This window comes from Halobaculum sp. XH14, from assembly GCF_032116555.1.
Taxonomy (GTDB): Archaea; Halobacteriota; Halobacteria; order Halobacteriales; family Haloferacaceae; genus Halorarum; species Halorarum halobium.
In genome coordinates this window covers 675381-688729 of the sequence record NZ_CP134949.1, presented here as the reverse complement: position 1 = coordinate 688729, position 13349 = coordinate 675381, and the positions used below count along the sequence as shown (strand labels likewise).

Genomic DNA, 13349 nt, shown 5'->3' with positions numbered 1-13349 from the left:
ATTCGTTTGGTGATACTTCGACACTGTATGAGTGCCGAGGCCGACGACTATAGGACCACTATTCGTCCTATAACGTCCGGTAATCGAATTAGAGGTGTCTGCAATATTATTTTCCGGTTGAATGTCCAATACTGTCGCAGTGACCGGGCCCTTCAGGCAGCCTCGACTTTGTCATAGACCTGGCCGAAGTTGTCGTACTGACCTGCTTCGTCTTGCCAGACCTCGTTGACCAGTGAGTCGTCTTCTACTTCGTAGACTGCGAAGCCACCATCAAAGAAGCCGCTGTAATCATCATCCTGATCAGCGGTATCGAAGATGTAGTTCCCATCCTTCCGGTTTACAGTTTCAATTACGCTTGCAAGATTCCACACATATTCAAACTCAGCATCATTACTATTGTACTCGAACAAAGTCCGACTTAACTGCTCAGTCATCCCGGTCGTCATCGAATAATTACTTCCTTCACCTTCTATAAGACTTTCTCTGGTAGGGCCAGTTGCTATACTTCTTATTGCTCCTGCAGCTACGCCTTTTGCCTCCCCAAAGTCTGATGCCTGACCGCTTACAGCCCATCCCTGATGGAAGAGTAAGGGATGGTACCGTTGATCGCCGCCAGGACTCTCAGACCAGCGACTTTCACCGTTTAAGACCTCCCACTCCTCGATAGGTGCATGCATCTGTAGGGAGTCTTCTCCATTACCTTCGAATGTATCGAAGTTGAAGTTCCTGAGAGTATCGTCATCGGGAGAATACAGAAGCCCCGTAGGGTCGACGATGCCTTCTCTAGTAGCGCTACCCATCATTGTGCCCCAGGCGAGAACATCGAAGTCGTGATGCCGCTTGTACGCTTCTCTTATCGCAACCGCGTTATTTTGCACAGTATCAGGAGTCCGCTTACCAGGTTCATCTACAACGGTCACTAGAAGGTTGTGTCCGTAGTCAAGTGAGTCCGCTACTGTTTCCGCATTCAACCATCCCTCCGCATCATACTGCGAAGGTGCTTCTAAATCGTGCTGTACGAAGTATTGACCTGTTTTGGCATCTGTGAATAGATCTTCATCGACGAAGGCTTGCACCCTTTCTTCAAGAGGGACAGGCCTACCGCCATCATCGTCAATGATTCTATTAAGTCCCTCTTCTGCCATCAGGTCGAACGTGGCGTCTCGGTACAGTTTCAAGCCTTCAAAGTCGACAGCCTGGTCATCTGCTTCTCTATCAGTGGAAAACTCGAAAGCCGGATGATCCTGTACGACGCTGCCAACGCTTCCCTCGACGTACTGACCCAGTCGGCTTCGGATCTCCTCGTTCCGGGCCGGGTTCATATCCCATCGGTAGTTGGCCGGTCTGTCGACTTCCGGGTCGCCCTCTGTTTCCTCTGCAGTCGTTGTGTCGTCGTCCGGTGAATCTATCTCCGTGGCACCATCATGTTCCGTCCCGGTTGGCGTACCTGTTCCAGCACCGTCTCCTGAGTTGTTCGAACAGCCCGCCAACGTCGCTGCCAACCCGACAGCGAACCCGGTCCGAAGGAAATTTCGCCGTCTCATCAGTAACAGATCGGTTACAATTCGACGTCAATAGAACTACTGAAAGAGACAGTGGAGGACGTTCACCCTCACGATGTCCACGCAGTTGCTGCATCGGTGATCTGACGGCCCGGAGGCGTGTGCTCGTACGAGCCAGTGGCCACATGCAGTCCGCGGGTTCCTCCCGCTGGGCTCCGTTCGACGTCGGTGAGACGTCCATCGGCTCGCTCGGTACGTCCCCACGGCTGTACCGGCGGACGAACTGTTTCATCCCCCGAGTTCCCAGCAGCGCCGTGAACTTCCTTCGTGCCGGCCGGAGTCGCCGAAAGCACCGAGGCCACGTTCCAACCGAAAGACGAAGGGCCAAGTTTTCGAGGACGATCGAGACGCCCCAGCGGCCGTGACAATCGGCGACCGAATCAGTCCCGCGACTGCCGGAACGTCCGGGCGGTGTCTCTCGACCCCTGCGAGACGTCGACCTCGACGAGGCCCAGGTCGGTGAAGACGCGGTTCCAGTCGCGGTAGTACAGGGGGAACTCGTCGTTGACGTAGTTCACCTCGGGGTCGCCGTTCCCGTCTCGCTCGCGGTCGCCCTCGTTTTCGACCGTGACGACGAGGTCGTCGGTGATCCGGGCCAGTTCCGCGAACACCCACTCGGCGTCCGGGTGGATGTGCTGGAGCGTCTCCACGGAGTAGACGGCGTCGAACCGCCCGTCCTCGAACTCGCCGACGACGTCCTCGATGGCTTCCGGGAAGAACGTCCCCGCCGCGGCGACCTCCGGGTAGGTCTCCCGCATCACCTCGAAGGCGGCGTCGTTGACCTCGATTCCGGTCAGGTTCTCGAACCCGTGGTCGTACAGGTGCGAGAGGTGACGGCCGGAACTGCAGCCGAGTTCGAGGATCGACGCGTCCCGGTCCAGGAACCGAGCGAGCGTCGCCCGAACCGACTCGCTCGAGCCGTCCGGCCCGTAGTGAGCGTAGTACGCCGGCGAGTACTCGCCGGACCGGTCGGCCCACTGGCGACGGACCTCGTGAGAATTCACGGGTGCACTCACGTCCGTGACGCGTAAAGGCTGATCGGACGCCGCTCACCGTCGACGCGCTGCTCGAGCACCTCGAGGGGCAGTCGCTGACGCTCGAGACGGCGGTCGACCGTGGCGAGGGCGGGTCCCGCGTCGTCGAATTCGTCAAGGTCGCCGAGTCCACGCGGGACCGGACCCGGCACTACCTGGCCGGCGGGACCCGCGACGAATGACGGTTCACGGTCGACCGAACCGGGCGGCCAGGTCGCCGCGTTCAGTTTCACCCCGGCTGGCGGAGGCTCTTGTCCCCCCCGCGCGACTCGTCCACATGGACGACCCAGCGATCGAGTCGAAGGACGCGTTCACCGTCGTCGGACACCAGTACGAGGGAGCCGTCGAGGACGGCGAGATCGGGGAGCTCTGGGACGCGCTCGACGGGTGGACCGGCGAGTTCGCGGCGCTGGCCGACGCGGAGGAGTTCTTCGGCGTCTGTACCGCGTTCGAGGAGTCGTCGGGGAGGGTGACGTATCTGGCCGGCGTGGCCGCCGATGCCGACGCCGAGGTCCCCGACGGGATGGCGTCGGTGGACCTGCCGGCGCGCCGGTACGCCGTGTTTTCGATCACCCTCGCCGACCTCCGGGCACGGATCGACGAGATCCACGGGGAGTGGCTGCCCGGCGCGGCGTACGACCGGGCGGAGGGGCCGGAGTTCGAGCGATACGGCGAGGGGTACGACGGCGAGCCCGACACCGAATTCGAGTACTTGGTGCCGGTCGCACCGACGGACTGATCGGCGCGACGGCTCGCCCCCGTGTTCGAACTCGCCGAAGGAGACGGCCAGGGGCACCCCGTGGCCGTCCCTGTGCTGGCCGGGAAGCTCGACGTACTCCCAGTCGACCGTCCGCTGGCCCGTGAGGAGGTAGCGACCGACCGCCTCGAGGTGTCGCTCGGCGAGTTCGTCCGACATCAGTCGGGTGAGCTGGCTTCCGACCAGCTCCGCCGGCTCGTAGCCGAACACGTCCTCGACGGCCCGGCCCGGTTGACGGACGTGATCTCGCTCCCCTCGTCGATCGTGACGATCACGTCCGAGGCGGCCTCGGTCAGCGCCCGAGCGTGTGCCTCCCGTTGCTGTAACCCCGCCATCGTCCGCCGAGTTTCCCCCAGCCCCTCGATCCGGTCCGCCAGGGCTGGCATCGCCGCGGGCCCGGACCGCGAGACGAAATCCGTTCCCTCCGCCCCGAGCGCCGTCCGGACGACGGCCTCGGGGGCATCGTCCGTGAAGAGGATGCCCGGCACGTCGCCGACCTCGCGCCGAACCCGTTCGAGCAACGACAGCCCGTCGCAGTCGGGCAGTTCGGCGTCCGTGACGAGACAGTCGGGCGGCCGCTCGAGGGCGGCGGCGAGCGCGTCCGCGGCCGTTGCCCGCGTCCGGACGGAACACTCCCCGGACTCGCGTTCGAGAGACTCGGACGCCGTCTCGGCCGCGTCCCCATCGCCGTCGACGTAGAGCACCCGGATCGAACCTGTCATTCCTGGAAGCGTGCCAGCGACCGTCCTATCGCGTCGCTAGCGAGTGACCCACTGGAGGCGACTACGGCTCACTGTGTAATGAAGCCCGTGGCCGGGACACGGCTTCCGGCCCCACACGGCCGGGCTCACCCGGTCGTCACGACCTCGAGGACGGCACGGTGATCGAGCTCCGCGTCCGCGCCGACCTGCCGCCGGCTCCGGCAGTCGATGCCGTGGAGGAAGCCGTCCCCGATGTCCGAGTGGAGGTGGTACGCGAACTCCTCGGCGGTCGCGTGGCCGGGAAGGATGAAGCAGTCGCGGAACGGTCCCTTCGACCAGTCGCCGTTCGCGGTGCCCGGGAAGACGGCCTTCGCGTCGAGCTCCTCGAACAGCGCGGTCTCGATGGCCGCCTGGACGCCCGTGCCGCCGAACTCGGTCACGAACTCGCGGATGGCCTCCAGGCCGGCGGCCTGCTCCTCGGAGACGTCGCCGACGACGTCGAACTCGCTTTCTCCCTGGGTGTACTCCACGACGCCGGACTCGGCCGCGTTCTTCAGCGACCGCTCGGCGTGGGCGCTGGTCGGAATCACCGTGAGGTGGTCGTACTCGGGGTCGGCGGTGATCGCCTCGTAGTTCGCCCGCGCCTCGGGCGTGTCCATCTTGTTCGCCGCGACGATCATCGGTTTCGTCCGCGTTCGCAGCTCCCGCGCGAGCTCGAACCGGTCGTCGTCGTCCCAGCCTTCGGGGTCGAGTTCGAGACCGAGCGAGAGCACGACCTGCTTGATCTCGTCCTTGTTCGTCCTGAACGCGCTCAACTGCTCCGCGAGCACCTCCTCGAGTTTGATCTCGTCCCCCGGGTTCGGCCCCTCGTACATGGAGCCGTACTTCTCGATACCCTTCTCCAGGATTCCCAGGTACCACTGGTCGAGTTCGTCCGCGAGGAAGTCGACGTCTTCGCGCGGGTCGTGGCCCTCGGTCGGCTCGCCCTCGATGTCCGTCGTGCCCGAGAAGTCGACGACGTGGACGAGCACGTCCGCCTCGTTCAGGTCGGTGAGGAACTGGTTGCCCAGCCCCTTCCCCTCGTGTGCGCCGGGGATGAGCCCGGCGACGTCGACGAGTTTGACGGGCACGAACCGCGTGTCGCCGGTACAGAAGCCGTGGTTCGGCTCGCACTCCTCGTCGAACTCCGGGGCCGCACAGTCGATGCCGACGTACGCTTCCCCCACGCTCGGGTCGATGGTCGTGAACGGGTAGGCCCCCTCGGGCACGTCGTTCATCGTGGCCGCGTTGAAGAAGCTGGATTTCCCCACCGAGGGCTTCCCCACGAGGCCGACCTTGTAGCTCATTGACCGCACTCGGCGGCCGTCTGTGGAAAGGATTTCTACCCGACCGCGGCGTGGTCGTCGGTGACACACCGCTCGACACTGGCGCTCGATTCGAGCGATCTGTCCGGCTGCCGGATTCGAGCGTCGGCTTCGACCGCTGGTCGTCGGCTTCTGCCGCCGGTTCCGGCCGTCGGCTTCGGCTCGTGGATACGGACGGTCCCGGAACCGCTCGGACCATGTTGACGCCTGTCTCGGAATCCATTTACGCGGGAACTCCCTTACCCCGTGCATGAACTACGATTCTGCGCTCGACCGAGCCTACGAGTCGCTGCCCGAATCGCCCGCCGAGGGCGGGGACCGGCTCGACGTGCCGGATCCCGAGGGCCAGACGGACGGGGCGTTCACCCGCCTCACCAACCTCGACGCCATCGCCGACGCGCTCTCGCGTGACGCCGAGCACGTCCACCGCTCCATCCAGCGCGACCTGGGGACGAACGGCCAGTTCGAGAACGGCGTCGCCCGCTACAACGGCTCGTTCTCGGTCGCCGACTTCGAGGCCGCCATCGACGAGTACGTCGCCGAGTTCGTCACCTGCTCGGAGTGTGGCCTGCCCGACACCGTGCTCAAGACCGAGGACGGCATCGACATGCTCCGCTGTCAGGCCTGTGGCGCGTTCCGGCCGGTCGAGAAGCGCTCCGGGTCGGCGTCGCGCCAGGCGGCCGGCCCCGACATCGAGGAGGGGAAGACGTACGAACTGAAGATCACCGGCACCGGGCGGAAGGGCGACGGCGTCGCGGAGAAGGGGAAGTTCACCGTGTTCGTCTCGGGCGCACAGGAGGGCGACGTGGTGAACGCCTACGTCCACAACGTCTCGGGCACGCTCGCGTTCGCTCGACCGGCCTGATCCGGGTCGTATCGCGGTTCGGTTCCCGGCGCTCGGTCGCTCGTTCTCACCGCTGACTCCCGGCCCGCCACGTATTTCAACGCCGCCCGGCAGCGACCGGTATGGACCGGCTCGACCTCTCGGACGGCTTCGACGTCCACGACTACCGCGCGAAGCTGAAACTGCGGCGGCAGGACGCCGGGTCGATGACGCTCGACAACCGGGACGGGCTGGCGTGTCCCGCCTGCGACCGGCCGTTCGAGCGCCTGTTCGTCACCGACGACGACGAGGTGACGTTCGAGGGCGCGCCGGGCGGGCCCATCTGTCTCGCGCGGACGGCCGAGCGGCTGCTCGTGTTGACGCACTGATTCGGCCCGGACCGACCGAGCCCGCTACTCCTCGCTCCCGTCCGGTTCGAAGTCCAGCGCGACCGAGTTGATGCAGAAGCGCTCGCCGGTCGGCTCCGGACCGTCCTCGAACACGTGCCCGAGGTGGCCGTCGCAGGTGCCACAGCTGACCTCGACGCGGGTCATCCCGTGGCGGTCGTCCTCCTCGAACGTCACCGCCGAGTCCTCGGCCGCGTAGAAGCTCGGCCAGCCACAGCCGGCGTCGTACTTGGTGGACGAGTCGAACAGCACCGTCCCGCAGGCCGCACAGGTGTAGACGCCCTCGTCGTCGCGGTCGACGTGCTCGCCGGAGAAGCGCGCCTCGGTCCCGCGCTCGCGGAGGATCTTGTACTCCGCGTCGGTCAGTCGCTCTCGCCACTCCTTGTCGGTGTTCGGGAGGTCGGGTTTCGGCTCCTGTTCGCTCATGCTCGGGTGTAGGCGGCGCCGGGTGAAACGCTTGTCCCCCATCGGGACCCGGTTCCGTCGGCATCGTCTCGGCCGGCGTGACGCACGCCCCGAACGGCCGCGCGGCGCTCGACTCGGTGCCCCCCTCCGCGCTGCTCGCGCTCGTTACACTCGCGCTACTTACGCTCGCACCGTGGTGCTCGCCGCTCCGCGCCTGCGCCGACCCCCGTCCCGGCTCACCGACAGAGCGCGGCGACGTCGTGGAGGTCCTGCACGTCGTAGGTCGGCGTGACCGACAGGTCGTACTCCTCGCGGTGCGGGCGGCGGATGAACGCCGAGTCGATCCCGGCGTTGTCGGCCGCCCGCAGGTCCGACTCGTTGTCGCCGACGAACAGGGCCGTCTCCGCGTCCAGGTCCCCCAGCGCGCGGTCGATGTAGTGGCTGTTCGGCTTCTTGCGGGTCAGGCTCTCCAGGGTCGGCTCACGGCCGTAGGCCGCACCGAACAGGTCCGAGACGCCGAAGTGGTCCAGCATGAAATCGACCGTCTCCTGCTGGTTCGACGAGACGATGCCCAGCGGCGCGGCGATGTCGCGGAGCACGTCGACGTCGTCGTACAGCGACTTCCGGCCCGCCCGGACCTCGCGGCGCTGGGCCTCGAACGCGGTGCGGTCGCGGGCCGTCCAGAACTCCGCGGGCGAGAGGTCGTAGGCCGAACAGACGGACTCGACCCCCTCGGGGGTGACGCCGACGACCATCGACTCGACGTGGTCGGGGTCCGGGTCCGCGACCGAGAGGGCGTCGAAGGCGTCCCACGCGGCCTCGTGGAGCACGTCGTAGCTCGTCCGCCCGACGAGCACGCCGTCGTTGTCGAACACGACCGCATCGTACACCATCTGGTTACGATCCGGTGGCCACCCTGAAAGGGCTTTGCGGTCGCCGGGCCCTCGGCTGGCCGCGGTAGCGTCCGATTCCGCCGGTGTCGAAACCGACAGGCGGGTACGGGGCCGACTCCCCGGCGATGGCACCGGACGAGGGCGTCGACGTCGAGACGGGTGCCCGCCTCCACTTCGGGTTCGGCAACCTCAGCCTCGCCGGCGAGCGGCTGTACGGCGCGGCCGGGGTCGCGCTCGACGAGCCGGGCGTCCGCCTCACCGCGCGGCCCGCCGACGCGGTCCGCTGTGAGCACCCGGTCGCCCGCCGGTGTGCCGCCCGGGTCTGTGACCTCCTCGACCTGCCCGGCGTCGACGTCGACGTCGCGGAGACGCTCCCGCGCCACATGGGCCTCGGGAGCGGGACGCAGCTCTCGCTCGCGGTCCTGTCGGCCGTCGCCGGGGTGTACGGCCGCGACGCGAGGGTCCGCGAGCGTTCCCCGGCGCTGGGCCGCGGTGGCCGCTCGGGCGTCGGCGTCGCCGCCTTCGAGTCCGGCGGGTTCGTCCTCGACGCCGGCCACCCGACCGAGCGGTTCACCACCGACCGTCCCGACGACGGGGACTGGACCGTTCCGGCGGTCGCCGCGCGCCACGCGGTCCCCGACGACTGGCGTTTCCTGCTCGTGGTTCCCGAGGCCGACCCGGGCCGGGCGGACGGCAGGGAGGACGACTCGATGCGGGCCGTGATCGAGAACGCCGACCCCGACGTGGCCGATCGCGTCGCCGGCGTCGTGCAGCGGCGGCTGCTCCCCGCGCTCGCGGAGGGCTCGGCCGAGCGGTTCGGAAGCGCGGTCGGCGAAATCGGCCGGCTCAACGGCGCGTGGTTCGCGGACGAGCAGGGCGGCGTCTACCGCCCGCCGGTCGGCGACGTGGTCGCGGCGCTCCGCGACGCCACCGCCGTCTTCGGGGCCGGCCAGTCCTCGTGGGGCCCGACCGTCTACGGCGTCACCGACGCCGAGCACGCGGAGCCGGCCCGCGAGGCCGGCCACCGCGCGCTGGACGCCGCCGGCGTCGGCGGCGACGTGTCGGTCGTCCGCGCGCGGAACGAGGGAGCCGCGGTTTCGACCGGCGACGCCCGCTGACCCGCCACCGCCGCCCGCTGACCCGCCACCGCCGCCGGTCGAACCGCCGGGGACGACGCGTCCGGATTCCCGGCCGTTCGGACACGCAAGCTCCGGCACGGGCGACACGCAAACGGTAAAGCCCGTGGCCGACACCCCCGAACACGAATGCTCATCACGCTCGAGGGGCTCGACGGGAGCGGCAAGACGACCGCGTGGGAGGCGCTCCACGACGTTCGCCCCGAGGTGACGTTCACGCACGAGCCGACCGACTCGTGGTACGGGGAGGCCGTCCGCCGCTCCGAGAGCGAGGACCGGGCCGACCCGCTCGCGGAACTGTTCCTCTTTACGGCCGATCACGCGGACCACCTCTCGCGGGTCGTGCGGCCCGCACTCGCCGACGGCGGCGTCGTGATCTCGGATCGCTTCACCGACTCCCGATACGCCTACCAGGGCGCGAGCCTCGCCGACACCGACGTCCAGCGCCCGCTGGAGTACGTCCGCGGCGTCCATCAGGCGTTTACCCGCGAGCCGGACGCGACGCTGTACTTCGATCTCGACCCCGAGACCGCCGCCGCCCGCGCCGGGGCGACGAACAAGTTCGAGCGCGCCGAGTTCCTCGAGAGCGTCCGGGAGAACTACGAGCGGCTCATCGACTCCGAGCCGGAGCGGTTCGTCCGCATCGACGCCTCACGCTCGCCGGAACGGGTGCTCGACTCCGTCGAACGCGTCGTCGGCGACCTGCTCGCCGAGCGGTAACCGGGACGAGCGGCCGGTCGTGCCGCCGGACGAACCTTATGGTGAGCGCCCCGAAACGGGGAGACATGGGCCGCACGCCCGCGGTCGCGGTCGCGTTGCTGCTGGTTCTGTCGGGCTGTAGCGGCGTCGTCGGCCCGGACGACGGCGGCGCGCGAACCGTCGCGCCCGCCCTGCAGGGGACGCCGTCGCCGACGGCGTCGCCCACGCCGACCCGGGACTACCCCCCGGGCGTGTCGGGCGACGGCGTGAACGTGGAGACGCTGGCGGCCGCCCACGAGGGCGCGCTCCGGGACGACTCGGTCACGGTCCGGACGAACCGGACGGTGCGGGCGGCCGACGGGACCGTCCTCGCGACCTCGCGGACGGTGACCCGGAGTTCCGGCCCTCGACTCCGCTACTCCTTCCGGACGACCGGCGAGCGGTTCGACGGCGACGCGGCTCCCCGGACGCTCACCCTGTGGACGAACGGCGACGAGACCGCGGTCCGCCGGGCCCGGGCGAACGGGACGGTCCGGTACTCGTACGCGGCGAGCGGACCGCCCGTGTTCGCGCCGACCGACGAGACCGGCGAGAGCCTGCTGTTCCCGCGACTCGACGGCTGGAACCTCTCGGTCACCGGGCAGGAGCGCCGGGGGACCGAACTGGTGACCGTGCTCGACGGCACGGGTCCGCCGGCGAACGGGACCGGGCTGACGGCGGGCCGGAACGCGACCGCCGTCGTCTCTGTCGCGCCCTCGGGCGTCGTTCGCTCCTACGTCATCGTCTCCGAGGTGACCGTGGGCGAGGGGACGGCCCGGCAGGTCCTGACGTTCCGCGTGACCGACGTCGGGAACACGACGGCGCCGCGGCCGGCGTGGGCGACCCGGGCGGGCGGGAACCGGAGCGGGTCCGCGGCGGGGACCCCGTCGTCGCCGACGCGGACGGCGGCCCCGTCACCGACAGCGACGGCGGCCCCGGCGGATTAGTCGGTCGAGTCCGGCAGTTCGTACTCCTCGGGCGGCGGGACGTACAGCAGTTCGACGGTGAACCCGAGCGAGAGCGGCAGGCCGACCATCACCGCCAGCAGCACCGCCACGGAGGAGAACACCTGCGGGATGACGATGCCGGAGACGAGCGTCGTCGCCGTGAGCACGAACGGGATGACGACCAGCGTGTAGAGCACCCACCCCCACTCGGTGTGGAGCCGGATGCGGAAGAACCGCGCCATGACCGCCGTGAGCAGCGTGTGGAGCGCGACCACCACGAGCGTCAGCGCGAGCGCGAGGACCGTTGCCATACCCCCGCTTGGCGGGTCGCGGACTTCGACCTGTCGGAGTCGGGACCGAGTCCCGCCCCCGTAGCGAGCCTTTCCGCCCCACTTTATCATGGAGGCCGAACACGGCTCGATATGAACCGAATCATCGGCGAGCGGGGACTCGCCGAGACGCCGTTCGACGCCGAGGACGCCCGCGCGGCGCTGACCGACATGCTGCGGACGCGCCGCTTCGACGAGCGGGCGCTGGCGCTCCAGCGCCGCGGGTGGATGAGCGGCTACCCGCCGTTCACCGGCCAGGAGGCCGCACAGATCGGCGCGGCACACGCGATGGCCGAGGACGACTGGCTGTTCCCCACCTACCGCTCGAACGCGCTCCAGATCGCCCGCGGCGTGCCGATGAGCGACATCCTGCTGTTCCGGCGCGGCTTCCCCGAGTACCACTCGGACCACGAGATTCCCGTCTTCCCGCAGGCGGTCCCCATCGCCTCCCAGATCCCCCACGCCGCCGGCGCGGGCATGGCGGCCAACTACGAGGACGAGGACTACGCCTCGCTCGTCTGTTTCGGCGACGGCGCGACCTCCGAGGGCGACTTCCACGAGGGGCTGAACTTCGCGGGCGTGTTCGACGCGCCGACGGTGTTCTTCTGTGAGAACAACGCGTGGGCCATCTCGCTCCCGCGCGAGAAACAGACGGCCAGCGAGTCCATCGCCGTCAAGGCCGGGGCGTACGGCTTCGACGGCATCCAGGTGGACGGCAACGACCCGCTGGCCGTTCGGGAGACCGTCGCCGACGCGCTGGAGACGGCCCGTGACGGCGAGCCGGTGCTGGTGGAAGCGCTCACGTACCGCCGCGGCGCACACACGACCGCGGACGACCCCTCGGCCTACCGGGAGGAGGACCCGGACCTGCCCGAGTGGCGAAAGCGCGATCCCGTCGAGCGCTTCGCGGAGTGGTGCCGGGAGCAGGGAATCGTCGGCCAGTCGTTCGTCGACGAGACGATCGACGAGGCGAACGAGGAGCTCGCCGACGCGGTCGACCTGGCCGAATCGGTGCCGCGACCCGAGCCGGAGGACGTGTTCGATGCGGCCTACGAGGAGCTCCCGCCCGAACTCGAACGGCAGCGGGCGGAGCTCCGGGCGTTCGTGGACGAGCACGACCCGTACGAGCTGGACCGGTAGCCCCGACCGGGACGATCCCGATTCCTCGATCGGGCGTCGGCTACTCGTCCATCGAACCGGCCGCCATGCTCCTCGAACCGACCGCTACTCGTCCATCGAGACGTACGTCTTCGTGTCGCTGACGCCCGCGAGGCTCTGGACGCCGCTGGCGACCGCGTCGAGCACGCCGTACACCTCCTCGGCGTCGACCTCGGCGATGACGTCGTACTCGCCGGCGACGACGTGGGCCTCGGCGACGGACGCGAGCCCCCGGACCTGCCCCGCGACGGACTCGGCCTCGCCGGCCCCGGCTTTCACCATCACGAACGCGTGGACCATGGTGTGACATCGGTTGACATGGCTAAAAACCTTCCCCCGGCTCGGGGGTACAGTTATCCCCTGTGCCGTCATAACACGTGTCATGCGCTTCATCGTCATCGGCTCGGGACGGGTCGGGTTGCGCACGGCGCGCGTGCTGCGCGAGGAGGGCCACGAGGTGGTGATCGTCGAACGCGACGCGGACCGGGCGGCACGGGCCCGGACGGACGGCTTCGAGGTGTACGAGGGCGACGGGTCGCGGGAGGGGACGCTCGTCGAGGCCGGCGTGGCGGCCGCCGACGCGGTCGGCGCGCTCACGGGCGATCTGAACGCGAACTTCGCGGCCTGCATGATCGCCAAACACCACGGCTGTCGGACGGTCATGCGCATCGACGAGGACTACCGCGAGGAGATCTACCAGAAGTACGCCGACGAGGTGGACGAGATCGTCTACCCCGAGCGGCTGGGGGCCATCGGCGCGAAGAACGCCCTGCTGGGTGGCAACATCCAGGCCATCGCCGACATCGCCGAGCACCTCCAGGTGCTCCTGGTCACCGTGACGGCGGAATCGCCGATGAAGGGGTACTCGCTCAGCGAGGTGGCGCTCCCCTCGGAGGCCCGCGTCCTCGCGTTCGGCAAGAAGGACGAGCCGATGGGCATCCCGCTCGCGGACGACTCGCTGGAGGAGGGTGACCGCCTGGCCGTCCTCGCGGACTTCGCGGTGCTCGACGACGTTCGCCAGCTGCTCGTCGGCGAGGACGCCGCCGACGCGATCACGACGGCGGCGGGGGCCGAGCCGTGAGCGTCACGGCCTAC

The 13349-nt window shown here is 68.4% G+C and carries 16 protein-coding genes and 2 pseudogenes; 9 read left to right on the top strand and 9 right to left on the bottom strand.

The window, feature by feature from the left end; all coding sequences use genetic code 11:
* Positions 1 to 152 precede the first annotated feature (152 nt).
* A complete protein-coding gene (locus tag RJT50_RS03410; protein ID WP_313694101.1) occupies positions 153 to 1502 on the bottom strand; it encodes a hypothetical protein in 1350 nt (449 codons plus the stop codon).
* A gap of 440 nt (positions 1503 to 1942) precedes the next feature.
* Positions 1943 to 2566 (bottom strand): class I SAM-dependent methyltransferase, encoded by a 624-nt coding sequence (locus tag RJT50_RS03405; protein WP_313694099.1) that lies wholly within the window; start codon positions 2564 to 2566, stop codon positions 1943 to 1945.
* Positions 2567 to 2622: 56 nt separating this feature from the next.
* On the opposite strand from RJT50_RS03405, the pseudogene RJT50_RS03400 reads away from it, so the two are divergent.
* Both RJT50_RS03400 and RJT50_RS03395 read left to right on the top strand, forming a co-directional pair.
* Positions 2623 to 2778, top strand: a pseudogene (locus tag RJT50_RS03400) (RNA ligase); the annotation flags it as partial.
* 95 nt (positions 2779 to 2873) lie between these two features.
* Entirely contained in the window at positions 2874 to 3335 is a 462-nt protein-coding gene (locus tag RJT50_RS03395) for a GyrI-like domain-containing protein (protein WP_313694097.1), read from the top strand.
* Positions 3336 to 3407: 72 nt separating this feature from the next.
* On the opposite strand, the pseudogene RJT50_RS18640 reads toward RJT50_RS03395, so the two are convergent.
* From RJT50_RS18640 to RJT50_RS03385, 3 genes and pseudogenes are all read right to left on the bottom strand, one after another.
* Positions 3408 to 3563: pseudogene (locus RJT50_RS18640) on the bottom strand (PAS domain S-box protein); the annotation flags it as partial.
* Positions 3512 to 4075 (bottom strand): response regulator, encoded by a 564-nt coding sequence (locus RJT50_RS03390; protein WP_313694094.1) that lies wholly within the window; start codon positions 4073 to 4075, stop codon positions 3512 to 3514. The pseudogene RJT50_RS18640 and the gene RJT50_RS03390, both read right to left, overlap by 52 nt.
* Before the next feature lie 125 nt (positions 4076 to 4200).
* Positions 4201 to 5400: a redox-regulated ATPase YchF gene (locus RJT50_RS03385; RefSeq protein WP_313694093.1), complete on the bottom strand. Its 1200-nt coding sequence runs from the start codon at positions 5398 to 5400 to the stop codon at positions 4201 to 4203.
* Between the two features lie 268 nt (positions 5401 to 5668).
* Here RJT50_RS03385 and RJT50_RS03380 point away from each other — a divergent pair, with 268 nt between their 5' ends.
* Together RJT50_RS03380 and RJT50_RS03375 are read left to right on the top strand one after the other, a co-directional pair.
* The gene (locus tag RJT50_RS03380) at positions 5669 to 6283 is read left to right on the top strand and encodes a translation initiation factor IF-2 subunit beta (protein ID WP_313694091.1); all 615 of its coding nucleotides are present in this window, start codon (positions 5669 to 5671) and stop codon (positions 6281 to 6283) included.
* 101 nt (positions 6284 to 6384) lie between these two features.
* Positions 6385 to 6630: a DUF7385 family protein gene (locus tag RJT50_RS03375; RefSeq protein ID WP_313694089.1), complete on the top strand. Its 246-nt coding sequence runs from the start codon at positions 6385 to 6387 to the stop codon at positions 6628 to 6630.
* A 24-nt stretch (positions 6631 to 6654) separates the two neighbouring features.
* Here the strand turns inward: RJT50_RS03375 and msrB are convergent, their stop codons facing one another.
* A complete protein-coding gene (gene msrB, locus RJT50_RS03370) occupies positions 6655 to 7074 on the bottom strand; it encodes a peptide-methionine (R)-S-oxide reductase MsrB (protein WP_313694086.1) in 420 nt (139 codons plus the stop codon).
* A 215-nt stretch (positions 7075 to 7289) separates the two neighbouring features.
* Entirely contained in the window at positions 7290 to 7946 is a 657-nt protein-coding gene (locus tag RJT50_RS03365; RefSeq protein WP_425499702.1) for an HAD family hydrolase, read from the bottom strand.
* Between the two features lie 125 nt (positions 7947 to 8071).
* On the opposite strand from RJT50_RS03365, the gene RJT50_RS03360 reads away from it, so the two are divergent.
* The 3 genes from RJT50_RS03360 to RJT50_RS03350 all read left to right on the top strand — a co-directional run bounded on the left by RJT50_RS03360 (position 8072) and on the right by RJT50_RS03350 (position 10767).
* Positions 8072 to 9064 carry a beta-ribofuranosylaminobenzene 5'-phosphate synthase family protein gene (locus tag RJT50_RS03360; protein ID WP_313694084.1) on the top strand — a complete coding sequence of 331 codons (993 nt, stop codon included), beginning with the start codon at positions 8072 to 8074 and terminating at the stop codon, positions 9062 to 9064.
* A 147-nt stretch (positions 9065 to 9211) separates the two neighbouring features.
* Positions 9212 to 9802 (top strand): dTMP kinase, encoded by a 591-nt coding sequence (gene tmk / locus RJT50_RS03355; RefSeq protein WP_313694082.1) that lies wholly within the window; start codon positions 9212 to 9214, stop codon positions 9800 to 9802.
* A gap of 65 nt (positions 9803 to 9867) precedes the next feature.
* Positions 9868 to 10767 (top strand): DUF7537 family lipoprotein, encoded by a 900-nt coding sequence (locus tag RJT50_RS03350; RefSeq protein ID WP_313694080.1) that lies wholly within the window; start codon positions 9868 to 9870, stop codon positions 10765 to 10767.
* Here the strand turns inward: RJT50_RS03350 and RJT50_RS03345 are convergent.
* A complete protein-coding gene (locus RJT50_RS03345; protein ID WP_313694078.1) occupies positions 10764 to 11078 on the bottom strand; it encodes a DUF7991 family protein in 315 nt (104 codons plus the stop codon). The two genes, RJT50_RS03350 and RJT50_RS03345, sit on opposite strands and share 4 nt — an antisense overlap.
* 111 nt (positions 11079 to 11189) lie before the next feature.
* Here RJT50_RS03345 and RJT50_RS03340 point away from each other — a divergent pair, with 111 nt between their 5' ends.
* A complete protein-coding gene (locus RJT50_RS03340; protein WP_313694077.1) occupies positions 11190 to 12236 on the top strand; it encodes a thiamine pyrophosphate-dependent enzyme in 1047 nt (348 codons plus the stop codon).
* An 84-nt stretch (positions 12237 to 12320) separates the two neighbouring features.
* On the opposite strand, the gene RJT50_RS03335 is transcribed toward RJT50_RS03340, so the two are convergent.
* Positions 12321 to 12554 (bottom strand): Lrp/AsnC family transcriptional regulator, encoded by a 234-nt coding sequence (locus RJT50_RS03335; protein WP_313694074.1) that lies wholly within the window; start codon positions 12552 to 12554, stop codon positions 12321 to 12323.
* An 82-nt stretch (positions 12555 to 12636) separates the two neighbouring features.
* Between RJT50_RS03335 and RJT50_RS03330 the strand changes: the two genes are divergently transcribed.
* Entirely contained in the window at positions 12637 to 13335 is a 699-nt protein-coding gene (locus tag RJT50_RS03330) for a potassium channel family protein (RefSeq protein WP_313694072.1), read from the top strand.
* Positions 13336 to 13349: the final 14 nt, after the last annotated feature.